Source organism: Streptomyces sp. NPDC054956, assembly GCF_053609185.1.
Genome location: NZ_JBSGXB010000059.1, coordinates 18,535 through 30,449, shown reverse-complemented (window position 1 = coordinate 30,449; position 11,915 = coordinate 18,535). Strand labels below are relative to the sequence as shown.

The 11,915-nt window shown below is 72.6% G+C and carries 13 protein-coding genes, 1 tRNA gene and 1 pseudogene; 11 read left to right on the top strand and 4 right to left on the bottom strand.

The window, feature by feature from the left end; translation table 11 throughout:
* The first annotated feature begins 92 nt into the window (after positions 1 to 92).
* Positions 93 to 626: a GNAT family N-acetyltransferase gene (locus tag ACWGDE_RS13210; RefSeq protein WP_453389068.1), complete on the top strand. Its 534-nt coding sequence runs from the start codon at positions 93 to 95 to the stop codon at positions 624 to 626.
* Positions 627 to 678: 52 nt separating this feature from the next.
* Here ACWGDE_RS13210 and ACWGDE_RS13205 read toward each other — a convergent pair whose 3' ends face one another.
* Positions 679 to 1,149 (bottom strand): hypothetical protein, encoded by a 471-nt coding sequence (locus tag ACWGDE_RS13205; protein WP_453389067.1) that lies wholly within the window; start codon positions 1,147 to 1,149, stop codon positions 679 to 681.
* Positions 1,150 to 1,267: 118 nt separating this feature from the next.
* On the opposite strand from ACWGDE_RS13205, the pseudogene nrdD reads away from it, so the two are divergent.
* The 3 genes and pseudogenes from nrdD to ACWGDE_RS13190 all read left to right on the top strand — a co-directional run.
* Positions 1,268 to 2,119: pseudogene (gene nrdD / locus ACWGDE_RS13200) on the top strand (anaerobic ribonucleoside-triphosphate reductase); the annotation flags it as partial.
* 19 nt (positions 2,120 to 2,138) lie between these two features.
* Positions 2,139 to 2,495, top strand: a complete 357-nt coding sequence (locus ACWGDE_RS13195) for a hypothetical protein (RefSeq protein WP_453389070.1) — start codon at positions 2,139 to 2,141, stop codon at positions 2,493 to 2,495.
* Positions 2,496 to 2,501: 6 nt separating this feature from the next.
* Entirely contained in the window at positions 2,502 to 3,164 is a 663-nt protein-coding gene (locus ACWGDE_RS13190; RefSeq protein WP_453389066.1) for a hemerythrin domain-containing protein, read from the top strand.
* 52 nt (positions 3,165 to 3,216) lie between these two features.
* On the opposite strand, the gene ACWGDE_RS13185 is transcribed toward ACWGDE_RS13190, so the two are convergent.
* Positions 3,217 to 3,831, bottom strand: coding sequence for an HD domain-containing protein (locus ACWGDE_RS13185; RefSeq protein ID WP_453389065.1), 615 nt, complete (start codon positions 3,829 to 3,831; stop codon positions 3,217 to 3,219).
* A gap of 136 nt (positions 3,832 to 3,967) precedes the next feature.
* Here ACWGDE_RS13185 and ACWGDE_RS13180 point away from each other — a divergent pair, with 136 nt between their 5' ends.
* Positions 3,968 to 5,182: an aminotransferase class V-fold PLP-dependent enzyme gene (locus ACWGDE_RS13180; protein WP_453389064.1), complete on the top strand. Its 1,215-nt coding sequence runs from the start codon at positions 3,968 to 3,970 to the stop codon at positions 5,180 to 5,182.
* Positions 5,183 to 5,201: 19 nt separating this feature from the next.
* On the opposite strand, the gene cobF is transcribed toward ACWGDE_RS13180, so the two are convergent.
* On the bottom strand, positions 5,202 to 5,954 hold the full coding sequence (gene cobF, locus ACWGDE_RS13175) for a precorrin-6A synthase (deacetylating) (RefSeq protein WP_453389063.1): 753 nt from the start codon (positions 5,952 to 5,954) through the stop codon (positions 5,202 to 5,204).
* 18 nt (positions 5,955 to 5,972) lie between these two features.
* On the opposite strand from cobF, the gene ACWGDE_RS13170 reads away from it, so the two are divergent.
* From ACWGDE_RS13170 to ACWGDE_RS13155, 4 genes are read left to right on the top strand one after another with little or no spacing between them, the layout of a single operon-like run.
* A complete protein-coding gene (locus ACWGDE_RS13170; RefSeq protein ID WP_453389062.1) occupies positions 5,973 to 6,728 on the top strand; it encodes a (Fe-S)-binding protein in 756 nt (251 codons plus the stop codon).
* Positions 6,725 to 8,263, top strand: coding sequence for a lactate utilization protein B (locus tag ACWGDE_RS13165; RefSeq protein ID WP_453389061.1), 1,539 nt, complete (start codon positions 6,725 to 6,727; stop codon positions 8,261 to 8,263). The genes ACWGDE_RS13170 and ACWGDE_RS13165 overlap by 4 nt, the downstream gene beginning before the upstream one ends.
* Complete coding sequence (locus ACWGDE_RS13160) at positions 8,260 to 8,892, top strand: LutC/YkgG family protein (protein WP_453389060.1); 633 nt, start codon at positions 8,260 to 8,262, stop codon at positions 8,890 to 8,892. Before ACWGDE_RS13165 ends, ACWGDE_RS13160 begins: the two co-directional genes overlap by 4 nt.
* A 5-nt stretch (positions 8,893 to 8,897) precedes the next feature.
* Positions 8,898 to 9,287 (top strand): VOC family protein, encoded by a 390-nt coding sequence (locus tag ACWGDE_RS13155; RefSeq protein WP_453389059.1) that lies wholly within the window; start codon positions 8,898 to 8,900, stop codon positions 9,285 to 9,287.
* A 109-nt stretch (positions 9,288 to 9,396) separates the two neighbouring features.
* Here the strand turns inward: ACWGDE_RS13155 and ACWGDE_RS13150 are convergent, their stop codons facing one another.
* Entirely contained in the window at positions 9,397 to 10,011 is a 615-nt protein-coding gene (locus ACWGDE_RS13150; RefSeq protein WP_453389058.1) for a DUF309 domain-containing protein, read from the bottom strand.
* Between the two features lie 81 nt (positions 10,012 to 10,092).
* Here ACWGDE_RS13150 and ACWGDE_RS13145 point away from each other — a divergent pair.
* Both ACWGDE_RS13145 and ACWGDE_RS13140 read left to right on the top strand, forming a co-directional pair.
* Positions 10,093 to 10,169, top strand: a tRNA-Pro gene (locus ACWGDE_RS13145).
* A 141-nt stretch (positions 10,170 to 10,310) separates the two neighbouring features.
* Entirely contained in the window at positions 10,311 to 11,819 is a 1,509-nt protein-coding gene (locus ACWGDE_RS13140) for a DUF4246 domain-containing protein (RefSeq protein ID WP_453389057.1), read from the top strand.
* Positions 11,820 to 11,915: the final 96 nt, after the last annotated feature.

Here is an 11,915-nt window from a genome sequence, read left to right as displayed (position 1 = left end):
GACGGCAACTGCCGTCCGGGGCGGACCTGTTCGCGGGTGCGGACGCGGAAACCCTGTTGTGGTCCGGGCCCCGCGGAGGCTAGTAAGACCTCATGATCCAGGGAGAATTGGCCGGGCTGCGCGCCCGGCACGCGGATGACGTGGCCGTGCTCCACGCCGAGCTGTACGAGGACGTCCTGACGCGTTCGCGCGGCGACACCCGGCCCTGGCGGCCCGTGGGCGCGGCGAGCGGCCACTCGCCGTTCGAGCCGGGTGCGCCCTCGGACGACGTCGCCGTCTTCTCCGTGGTGGAGCGGGCCACCGGCGAACTCGCGGGCGAGGCCCTGCTCTGGTCCATCGACGCGCACAACCGCTCCGCGCACCTGGGCATCTCCCTGCGCCCCGGCAGCCGCGGGCGGGGCCTGGGCGGTGAGGTCGTCCGGCTGCTGTGCCGTTACGGGTTCTCCGTGCGCGGGCTGCACCGCCTCCAGGTCGACACCCTGGCGGACAACGCCCCCATGATCCGCGCCGCGAGCGCGGCCGGGTTCGCCCTGGAGGGAACCCTGCGCCAGGCGGCCTGGGTGTGCGGGGAGTTCCTGGACGAGGTCGTGATGGGCCTGCGGGCGCAGGAGTGGCGGGACGGGTAGCCGACGGGACCGCCGGCCGGGGCCGAGCCCACGGCCGGTGGTCCCCGGCCCGTCAGAGCCGGTGCACGCGTTCCCGGGCGAAGGCCAGCGGGTGGCGTCCGGCGGCGAGGATGCGCAGCCCGGGCGCCACGGCGAGCAGATCGCGCAGCCAGGTCAGGGCGTCGGCGGAGAGGTGGTCGGAGCCGTCGAGGACGAGCAGCATGTCGCGTTCGGCCAGCCACGACGCCGCGTTCGGCGTCCCGCACGGCAGGAAGGGCATGCCGGGTACGCAGCCCAGTGCCGCGGTCAGATCGCGGACCCCGAAGCGGTGCTCCATGGTGACCACGGCGACCCCGTCGAAGAAGTTGGACGCGAGCCGTTCCCCGATCTCCCGCACCAGCACGCTCCGGGGTTCCCGGAACCTTCCGGTGACGGTGAGGACCCTGCCCCGCCGCACGGCGGTGAGCAGTCGGGACAACTCGTCGGACGTCGTCGGAAGCGTTCCGGAATTGGCTGATTCCCCCATCGGCACGATGCCCCCCATGCATGCGTGACCCTACGCGGCAAGAGGGTTCTTTCAAGCCGCATGAAGACGATTATGCGCCAGTTCCACCGGAAGGCCAGGGGAATTCCCAATTCCGGTGAAAGGCCCGTGGCGCCCGATGATCGCAGCAGTTGTACACGGGACATGCTTTTGTCCATTCTCCGGAATGCGGCTGGAGGGTGACTGGAGGGCGGAAGGCCCGACCTCCGGGACCTTCGCCACCCCATATCTAGTGGTGACATATCGCCGTCGCATCCATATGCAGTGTTGGCCCTGCCGGTTCGGCGGGGCTCCGCTCGTCAGCGCACAGGTGCGCGCACGTCCGCCCCGACCGAGGCAACAGGGAACCCGGTGGGAATCCGGGACTGCCCCGACCGAGTATCGGGAACGCCGGGACCGGCGGGTGAACGCCAATGCCAAGCAGGGCTATTCGCTCGGCGGCCTCATCCTCAACGCCGCGGGCAAGGTCACCGTGAACTACTGGCTGGAGCGGGTCCACCCCGCCGAAGTCGCCCGCGCCCACCGCGAGCGCGACCTCCACATCCACGACCTGGACATGCTCCGCGGTTACTGCGCCGGCTGGTCCCTGCGCACCCGGCAGAACGAATGGGCGGGCGCCCAGGTCTTCTCCTCGTTCGACACCTGCCTCGCCCCCTGCGTCCGCCTCGACGCGATGACGTACGAACAGGTCAGGCAGTGCGTGCAGGAGCTCGTGCGCAACCTGAACGTGCCCGCGCGCTGGGGCGCCCAGACCCCCTTCACCCACCTCACCTTCGACTGGACCTGCCCCGAGGACCTGCGCGAGCGGATCCCGGTGGTCGCGGGGGAGGAGACCGGCTTCACCTACGGCGAGCTCCAGGCCGAGATGGAAATGATCAACCGGGCGTACACCGAGGTGATGACGGAAGGCGACGCCACCGGCCGGGTGTTCACCTTCCCGATCCCCACCTACAACCTCACCCGGGACTTCCCCTGGGAGGACCCGGGTCATGGGCTACCACCGCGCCCGCCGTACGGGGCTGCTCGACGGGATCGTCTTCTCCGGCGTGGAGCCGCTGCTCCAGCGCGGTCTCCCGCGGGCCGTACGGGTGTTCCGCGCCCTGGGCCTGGAAGTCGGCCTGCACACCGGCGGAACCGGCTCGCCGAACTGGGCGCTCCCGCCACGCACCGCCAACCCGTGCGCCGAGCCGCCCGCGGCGCGCACCGCGGGAGGCGCGAACCGCCGGGCCCCGGACCCGGGCGGCCGCGCCTCCCCGGACCGCCCCTCCGCGCTGCCGTGCGCCCTGTCCGAGCCCGGCCCGGTCGGTCAGGCTGGAGGCGGACACATCAACCGAGCCGGGGGGTAAGGGGAGATGGAGAGTCGGACGAGGCCGTTCACGCACGACATGGTCGTGGTCCACCGGATGTTCCGGCGGGAGTTCCGCGACGCGGCGGACCGGGTGCGCAGGGCGCCGGCGGGGGGCCGGGACCAGATCGAGCGGGTCGCCGAGTGGCTGGAGCTGCTGCTGGAGGCCCTGCACCACCACCACGCGGGTGAGGACGCGCTCCTGTGGCCCAAGCTCACCGAACGCCTGCCGGAACACGCCGAGTTGTGGCGCCGGATGGAGGGTCAGCACGAGGGGCTGTCCCAGCCCCTCGACACGGCCGTCGCGCTGCTGGCCCGCTGGCAGGGCGGCGCGGAGGGGGTCGCGGAGGAGCTGGCCGGAGCCTTCGAAGAGGTGTCGCGGTCGCTCGACGCGCACCTCGACGAGGAGGAGCGCGAGGTGCTGCCGCACGCCGCGGAGGCGCTCACGCCCGCGGAGTGGGCGCTGATCGGCGACGCGGCCAGGTCGGCGATCCCGAAGAGCAAGCTGTTCACCGTCCTCGGGATGATCCTCAAGGACGCGGACGCGCAGGAGCGGCAGATGATCATCGGCGAGATGCCGCTCCCGCCCCGGGTGATCTGGCGCGTCGTCGGCGAGCGCAACTTCCGCCGACGCGAACTGCGTCTCGCCCGGGGCGGGCAGCACTCCTAGACGGTCCGGCGTTCCGCCCTTCCGCCCTTCCGCCCTTCCACCGTTCGGTCGTTCAGCTCTCCAGCGGGTGCGGGTTCGCCAGGATGCGTTCGGCGAGTCCGCCCCGTACGGACACCGCCGGGGAGCTCTGCGGCTTGCGGGCGGCCTGGTCCTGGAAGCAGGCCAGGAACTCCTCCGCGAGGCCCTCGCGGGGGTACCGGGCCAGGACCTCCGCCCGGAACTCGGGGCTGAAGTCCTGCGTGTTGCGCCCGGAGATGTCCACGGAGGTGGCCCGCTCCAGCAGATGGCCCTCAGGGTCCTCGCGCACGTCCACCGAGTCCCACATGTGCCGCACGATGACCTCGGACAGCCGCTGCCGGCGCTCCACCGGCCACCCGGCCCCGGCGCCGAACACCCAGGCCACGTGCCCGCCGGCCTCGTCGAAGGCGACGGTGTGGCTGTCGAACTCCGGGACCAGCCCCAGGTCGTGGAGGAGCGCGGCCACGTACAGCAGCTCGGCGTCGTGCTCGATGCCCCGGTCCGCGGCGTACGCGGAGGCCCACACGTAGGACCGCACCGAGTGGTTCAGCAGGGCCGGGGTGCAGTAGGCGGTGGCGACTTCGAGGGCGGCGGCACAGGCGGGGGAGGCGGGTACGTTCAGCGCTTCGAGGGATGTATGGAAGGTCATGGTGCCGAGTATGCGACCGCCCGCGGTCGACTTCGAGCCATTTCGATCATCGTCTCGCCGGGGGAAGGGGTGCCGTCGCCGCTGTCCGCGGGGCATGATCGGCCACGACAGCCGCGCCGCACCCACGGAGGTCCACATGAACGATTCACCGCAGTCCGCCGGCCCGCCGCGTTCGGGCGAGGCCGGCCCGCCGGCCGGGTCCGCCCGTCCCGTACGACCCGCGGAGTTCCCCTCGGGACGGGACCTGTTCCGGCTCGACCCCGCGATCAGCCACCTCAACCACGGGTCCTTCGGCGCCGTACCGCTCCCCGTGCAGGAGACCCAGGCGGCCCTGCGCGCGCAGGCGCACCGCGACCCCGACTCCTTCTTCATCGGCGCCCCCGAGCGGATCGCCGAGGCCCGCGGCCGGATCGCCGCCCGGCTCGGCGCCGATCCGGCCGGGCTCGCCTTCATCTCCAACGCCACCGAGGGCGCCAACCTCGCGCTCGACGCCGTCCGGCTCGCCGACGGGGACGAGATCCTGGTCACCGACCACGGCTACGGCACCGTCGTCACCGCCGCCGCCCGCCGCGCCCCCCTCACCACCGTCGTCCTCGACCCGCACCTCCCCGACGAGGACGCCGTACGGGAAACCGTGCTGGCCGGGATCACCCCGCGCACCCGGGTCGCCGTCCTCGACCACATCAGCTCGCCCACCGCCCGCCTCATCGCCTCGCCCCGGCTGCTGGCCGACCTGGCGGCGCGCGGCATCACCACCATCGTGGACGGCGCCCACGCCCCCGGCATGGTCCCCGACCCGCTCGGCGGGGGCGCCGACTTCTGGTTCGGCAACCTGCACAAGTGGGCCTACGCCCCGTCCGGCACCGCGCTCCTGTCCGTAGCCCCCGGCCACCGCGCCGGCATCCGGCCGCTGGTGCCCTCCTGGGAGGACCACCACGGCTTCCCGCGCTCCGTCGAGAACCGCGCCACCGTGGACTACACGGGCTGGCTCGCGGCCCCGGAGGGGCTCGACCTGCTGGAAGAGCTCGACGCCGACAAGGTCCGGGCGCACAACAGCGCGCTGGCCGCCCATGGCGCCGCCCTGCTCGCCGAGATCCCCGGGCTCACCCCGCTCCCGTACACCGAGGGCCTCGCCATGCGCGCGCTGCGACTGCCGCCAGGGGTCGCCGAGACCCCGGAGGCCGCCCGCGTACTGCGCGAACGGCTCGCCGCGCAGCAGCGGATCCGCGTGCTGATCTGGCCGTGGCCGGGCGGCGGCGGCATCCGGGTGAGCGGCCAGATCTACAACCGGGCCGAGGAGTACGAGCGGCTCGCCGAGGTCCTGCCCCGCTACCTCGGCCAGCCCGCCTGATTCCGTTCCCGCCGGGAGCTCAGCCGCGCCGGAGCAGGTACGTGTCCATGATCCAGCCCTTGCGGGCCCGGGCCTCGGTGCGCAGCTCCTCGATCCGGCCGGCGACGTCCGCCAGCTTCCCCGAGACCAGGATCTCGTCGGGCGTGCCCACGTAGGCCCCCCAGTAGATGGAGAGGTCCTGGTCGAGGTGGGCGGTGAAGGCGTGCCGGGCGTCCAGCATCACCACCACGTCGTCCACGTCGGCCGGCCAGCCCTCCGCGAGCCGGCGCCCGGTGGTGATCTGGACGGGGCGGCCCACCCGGTTGAGGTTGGTGCGGTGCCGCGCCAGCAGCGAGGAGATGCTGCTGATGCCGGGCACCACCTCGTGCTCGAAGGCCACCCGGCCCTTCTCCAGCACCTCGTCGAGGATCGCGAGCGTGGAGTCGTACAGGGACGGGTCGCCCCAGACGAGGAACGCGCCGGTCTCGCCCTCCGCCAGGTCCTCGGCGATGAACCGCTCGAAGATCTCGGCCCGCGCGCTGCGCCAGCCGTCCACGGTGGGGGTGTAGTCGGCGGGGGTCCGGTCCCGGTCGGGATCGCGGCCCTCCACCAGCCGGTGCCCGGGGCGGGCGTGCGCATCGAGCATCGCCCGCCGCAGCCCGGTCAGATCCGCCTTCTCCTCGCCCTTCTCCAGGATGAGGAATGCGTCCGCCGCGCCGATCGCCTTGACCGCCTGGAGGGTCAGGTGGTCCGGGTCGCCCGCGCCTATGCCGATCACTGAGAACTTCTTCACCCGGCTATTCTGCCCGTCATGCGTGTCGCCCTGTTCGTCACCTGCGTCAACGACGCTCTCCACCCCCGCACCGGCATCGCCGTCGTCCGCCTCCTGGAGCGGCTCGGGGTGGACGTGGACTTCCCGGCGGCGCAGAGCTGCTGCGGGCAGCCGCAGTACAACACGGGCTACCGGCGCGAGGCCGAGCCCCTGGTGCGCCGGACCGCCGAGGCCTTCGCCGGGTACGAGTACGTCGTCACCCCGTCGGGTTCCTGCGCCGCCATGATCCGCGCCCACTACCCCCGGATCGGGCGCGCCGCCGAGGCGGAGGGCCGGGGCGGCGCGCTCACCGAGCTCGCCGAAGGCCTCGTACCGCGCGTGTACGAGCTCACCGAGTTCCTCGTCGACGTCCTCGGGGTGACCGACGTCGGCGCGTACTTCCCGCACACCGTCACCTACCACCCCTCCTGCCACGGACTGCGGGCCCTCGGGCTCGGGGACCGGCCCGCGCGGCTGCTCGCGGCGGTGCGCGGTCTGGAGCTGCGCGAACTGCCCGGCGCCGAGGAGTGCTGCGGCTTCGGCGGAACCTTCGCCGTCAAGAACCCGGACGTCTCGGCGGCGATGGGCGCCGACAAGATCGCGGGCGCGGTGGCCACGGGCGCGGAGGTCCTCTGCGGGGCCGACAACTCCTGCCTCCTCCACCTGGACGGCGTCCTGCGCCGCCGGGGCGCACCGCTGAGGGCCCTGCACCTCGCCGAGATCCTGGCCTCGACCGAGGAGGAACCCCTGCGATGACCCGCACGGATCTCGGCATGCCCGCCTTCCCCGCCTCCCCGGCCCTCCCGCCCTTCCCCGCCTTCCCGGCGGCCGCGGGCGAGGCGGTGGCGGACGAAACGCTGCGCGCCAACCTCCGCCGCGCCACCCACACCATCCGCGACAAGCGGGCCCGCGCCGTCGCGGAACTGGCCGACTGGGACGAGCTGCGCGCCGCCGGCAAGGCGGTCAAGGACCACACCCTGCGCCATCTCGACCGCTACCTCCTGCAGTTGGAGGCCTCCGTCACCGCCGCGGGCGGCACCGTCCACTGGGCGGCCGACGCCGAGGAGGCCAACCGGATCGTGATCGAGCTGGTCCTGGCCGCCGGCGGCCGTGACACGGAAAAGCCTGAGGTCGTCAAGGTCAAGTCCATGGCCACGCAGGAGATCGGCCTCAACGAGGCGCTGGAGGCCGCCGGGATCGCCGCGTACGAGACCGACCTCGCCGAGCTCATCGTCCAGCTCGGCCACGACCGGCCCTCCCACATCCTGGTCCCCGCCATCCACCTCAACCGCGGGGAGATCCGGGACCTCTTCGCCCACGAGATGGGCGGCTGGGGCCGCCCGGCGCCGGAAGGGCTCGGCGACGACCCGCGCGAACTGGCGGAGGCGGCACGCCTGCACCTGCGGGAGAAGTTCCTGCGCGCCAAAGTCGCCGTGTCCGGCGCCAACTTCATGGTCGCCGAGACCGGGACCATGGTCGTCTTCGAGTCCGAGGGCAACGGGCGGATGTGCCTGACCCTGCCCGAGACCCTGATCTCGGTGGTCGGCATCGAGAAGGTGGTCCCGACCTTCCGGGACCTGGAGATCTTCCTCCAGACGCTGCCGCGCTCCTCGACGGCCGAGCGGATGAACCCGTACACGACCATGTGGACCGGGCTGGGTCCGTCGAAGGGAGCGGACGGCGACGGGCCGTCCGCCTTCCACCTCGTCCTCCTCGACAACGGCCGCACCGACACCCTCGCCGACGAGGTGGGCCGCCAGGCCCTGCGCTGCATCCGCTGCTCCGCCTGCCTCAACGTCTGCCCGGTGTACGAGCGCGCCGGCGGACACGCCTACGGCTCCGTCTACCCGGGCCCGATCGGCGCCATCCTCAGCCCCCAACTGCGCGGCACCGGCAGCGAGATCGACGCCTCGCTGCCCTACGCCTCCACCCTGTGCGGGGCCTGCTACGAGGTCTGCCCGGTGGCCATCGACATCCCCGAGGTCCTCGTCCACCTCCGCGAACGCGTGGCCCAGGGCGGGCCGGTGACCCGCGAGGGCATCCGCGTCCGGATCCGCCCCGCCCACGGCCACACCGCCGAGCGGGCCGCCATGAGGGCCGCCCGGCTGCTGCTGGACCATCCGGGAGCGCTGCGCGCGGGGGAGCGGCTGCTGGCCAGGGCCCGGCGGCTGCGGCCCCGCCGGCTGCCGGGGCCCGGGCGGGCCTGGACGGACAGCCGGGAACTTCCGGAGCTCCCGGAGCGGTCGTTCCGCGACTGGTGGGCGGCACGGGAACGGGAGGACCGGACATGAGCAGCAGGGACCGCATCCTGGGACGCATCCGCCGGGCGACGCAGGGCGGGGACCCCGCCCCGGCCGTCCCCAGGCACTACCTCCAGGTCCACGGCGCGCGCACCCCGGCCGAGACGGCGGACCTGCTCGCCGCGAACCTCGCCGAGTACCGGGCGAAGGTGCACCGGGTCGACGAGGACGGCATCGCCGTGCTGCTGGCGAGGCTCCTCGCCGAGCGGGGCGCGCAGTCCGTCCTCGTACCGGACGGCCTGCCCCCGCACTGGCTCGCGGCGGCGGCCCCGACGCGCGTGGACGACCGGGCCGCGTCCACCCCGTACGAACTGGACGCGGTGGACAGCGTGGTGACCGGCTGCGCCCTGGCGATCGCCGAGACCGGCACGATCGTCCTGGACGGCGGACCGGGCCAGGGCAGGCGCCGGATCACGCTGGTCCCGGACCACCACATCTGCGTGGTCCGCGTCCCCGGCCAGGTGGTGGACTCGGTCCCGCGGGCGCTGCCGCTGCTGGACCCGACCCGCCCCCTGACCTGGATCTCGGGCCCCTCCGCCACCAGTGACATCGAGCTGGACCGGGTGGAGGGAGTGCACGGGCCCCGCACCCTGGAGGTCGTACTCCTCGGCGCACAATAGGCGTCATGTCCGCACACATCGCCCTCACCGCCCTCGTGGTCCGCGACTACGACGAGGCCATCGACTTCTACACCCGCGCCCTCGGCTTCGACCTCGTCGAGGACACCGCCCGCCCGGACGGCTCGCGCTGGGTCGTGGTCCGCCCGCGCGGCGCCAAGGAATCCGCACTGCTCCTGGCCCGGGCCAAGGGCGAGGCCCAGCTCGCCCGGGTCGGTGACCAGACGGGCGGCCGGGTCGGCTTCTTCCTCTACACGGACGACTTCGCCGCGGACCACACCCGGATGACGGCCGAGGGCGTCCGCTTCCTGGAGGAGCCGCGCCACGAGCCGTACGGCTCGGTCGCCGTCTTCCAGGACCTCTACGGCAACCGCTGGGACCTCCTCCAGCCGGCGTAAGCCCTGGCCGGGCGGTCGGCCCGTGCTGCCCGTGGTGGTCGGCACCCTGATCCGGACCGGCGTCGGCCGAGATGCCCGGCCGCAGGTCGCGTACGCGCGCTCGTGCCGGTCAGGCGGAGCCGGGGCGGGGTGTCAGGCGGGGGGCCTCGGCCGCCGCGTCGACGGAGGCGCCGGCCTCCACCCGGCCGGCCAGCTCCCGGGCCCAGAGGACGAGCCCGGGCAGGTCCATCCCGTACGGGGGGCCACCCCCGGGACCACCCCCGACGGCGGCCCCGGCGGTCGTCCCGGCGCCGGGTTCCGTGGCCTTCCCGGGGGCGGCCGCGCCCCCGGCTCCGTACCGTCCGGCCAGGACCTCCGCTCCGCGGCGCAGCAGCCGCGCCCCGCCCACCGCGTTCCCGCGCGCGCTGTGCGTCAGCCCGACCGCCAGCTGCGCGAGCCCCCGCCACAGCGGGGCCTCCGCGTCGGGCCCGGACTTCCAGGCGTCCTCGAAGACCTCGTGCGCGTGGAACGGCATCCCCGCGTCCAGCAGCCGCTGCGCCTGCGCCACGGTCTCGCCGGGCGTCCGCACCAGCCCTTCGGGCTGCCGCTCCACCCCCGGCGCCCCGTACGGCAGGGGCCGCCCCAGCCCGTCCCTCGGCCGGGCGCTCCGCGCCCGACCCTCAGCATCCCGATCCCGTTCCTTCACCCCCTCATCCTCCCTCCCGCCGATTACCGGTGCATGCACACCCCTCGGCGTGGGGTAATGTTCTGCATGTGCCGCCGGGACGGGCGAAACCCCAAGTGGGAAGCCCAGTCGGAAGCACAACGGGACGTGGCGCAGCTTGGTAGCGCACTTGACTGGGGGTCAAGGGGTCGCAGGTTCAAATCCTGTCGTCCCGACCATGCGGAAACGCAGGTCGGAGGTCGTTCTCTCATTCGTGGGAGGGCGGCCTTTCGTGTGTCCGGGGGTGTGTTGGTCGCGGTGTCGGTCCGTCGGGCTATCCTTCGCCGGCCACCGCAAACCGACTGCGAGGAACAAGAGAATTGACCGGCCTGCCCGCTTTCCCGCTGCCCTTTCACGCCTCCCGTTCCATACCGTTCGCGGTGCCCCGAACGCTGCGGGAACTGCAGATGATGCAGTGCAGCTCGAGCATCCGGGCCAAGCCCGGGTGGTCCGACAAGATGAACGATGCCGGCATCGTCGCCCGGTGGACGCGGGAAGCGGTGGACCAGGGCCTCACCGAGGCGCAGGTGCGCTACGTGCTCGACGAACTCGTGCACTACGCCGCGCTGCGCGACGGGCGCACGGGCATCGAGGTGTCCACCGTCGACGGGGTGTGGCAGTCGGACACCCTGGTGGACCAGCGGCTCGGATCCCGGCTGCGCGAGGCGGTCCGGGTTCTGGAAGAGGTCCCCGAAGCGGAGCGGGACTGGCATCCCGGATCCGGCGGCCAGGTGCTGGATCTGGTTCACCCCTCGCTGTTCTGCCTGGTGAGAGGGGTGAGCGGGGAACCCGAGCGGGCCTGGCGGAACCCGACGAACCACTACTCGAAGTACGAGTTCTCGGAGAAGTTCCAGTGGCTGCCCACGGACGTCGACGTCAGTGAGGACGGCGACGTCGCCTTCCGCTCGTACGTGAACAACCTCCACCCCGAGACCCATCGCGAACTGGCCTCCGTCCTGCCGGACGTGTTCGCGCGCATGCGCCCGCTGCTGGAGAACGTGCTCACCGATCTGCGCCATCCGCGGCCCGTGCGGATCGATGCCGATCCCTACGGCTGGTACGACTCGAAGCCGGAGTACCCTCGCGAGTCGTCCTTCAGTGACCATGCGGCCTGGCTGGAAGCCCGCGATGCCTATGACGAAGCCATGGACGCCTGGTGGGACGAGCGCCGCCCGACCGTCCCGGACGCTCCGGCCTTCAGCCCGCCCGCACTGCCCGACGCCGCCGCCCGGGTCGACCTGCGCGGCCGCCGTCTCCAGGTCATCGTCAAGCTCGCCACCGTCCACCTCACCCCGGACGAGCCCGAGTACGCCGGCGGCTCCTGGCACGTCGAGGGGATGCTGAACGAGCGGATCGTCTCGACCGGCATCTACTACTGGGACAGCGAGAACATCACCGAGAGCCGGCTGGGTTTCCGGGCGGCACTCGACGACCCGGAGTACGAACAGAGCGACGACGACGGCATGCGGGAGGTCTACGGACTGGAGAACGAGGACGCGCTGAACCAGGTGCTGGGATCGGTGGCGACCCCGGCGGGCCGCTGCCTGGCGTTCCCGAACGTCCTGCAGCACCGCGTCGACTCGTTCCGCCTCGTGGACCCCACCCGCCCGGGCCATCGCAAGATCCTCGCGTTCTTCCTGGTCGACCCGTCGGAAACGATCGTCTCGACCTCCGACGTGCCGCCGCAGCAGCCGTGGTCCGACACCTCGACGATGACGCTCGAACAGGCCAAGGAGTACCGCGAACAACTCATGCAGGAGCGGAAGTTCTTCGTGGACGAGCACAACGAGCAGCTCTACGAGCGAGAGTTCTCCCTGTGTGAGCACTGAGCCGCTTGCGTCCGGGATGTGTGCAGCGATACCGATTCGCGCCAACTCCCCTATTTCATAGTCGAGTTGAATCGAGCTGATCTATCTTCTAGGGGC

Bases quoted from the DNA above. Each gene is read 5' to 3' on its own strand.
- ACWGDE_RS13210 (WP_453389068.1), top strand. From the start codon at position 93: ATGATCCAGGGAGAATTGGCCGGGCTGCGCGCCCGGCACGCGGATGAC.
- ACWGDE_RS13205 (WP_453389067.1), bottom strand. From the start codon at position 1,149: ATGGGGGGCATCGTGCCGATGGGGGAATCAGCCAATTCCGGAACGCTT.
- ACWGDE_RS13195 (WP_453389070.1), top strand. From the start codon at position 2,139: ATGGGCTACCACCGCGCCCGCCGTACGGGGCTGCTCGACGGGATCGTC.
- ACWGDE_RS13190 (WP_453389066.1), top strand. From the start codon at position 2,502: ATGGAGAGTCGGACGAGGCCGTTCACGCACGACATGGTCGTGGTCCAC.
- ACWGDE_RS13185 (WP_453389065.1), bottom strand. From the start codon at position 3,831: ATGACCTTCCATACATCCCTCGAAGCGCTGAACGTACCCGCCTCCCCC.
- ACWGDE_RS13180 (WP_453389064.1), top strand. From the start codon at position 3,968: ATGAACGATTCACCGCAGTCCGCCGGCCCGCCGCGTTCGGGCGAGGCC.
- ACWGDE_RS13170 (WP_453389062.1), top strand. From the start codon at position 5,973: ATGCGTGTCGCCCTGTTCGTCACCTGCGTCAACGACGCTCTCCACCCC.
- ACWGDE_RS13165 (WP_453389061.1), top strand. From the start codon at position 6,725: ATGACCCGCACGGATCTCGGCATGCCCGCCTTCCCCGCCTCCCCGGCC.
- ACWGDE_RS13160 (WP_453389060.1), top strand. From the start codon at position 8,260: ATGAGCAGCAGGGACCGCATCCTGGGACGCATCCGCCGGGCGACGCAG.
- ACWGDE_RS13155 (WP_453389059.1), top strand. From the start codon at position 8,898: ATGTCCGCACACATCGCCCTCACCGCCCTCGTGGTCCGCGACTACGAC.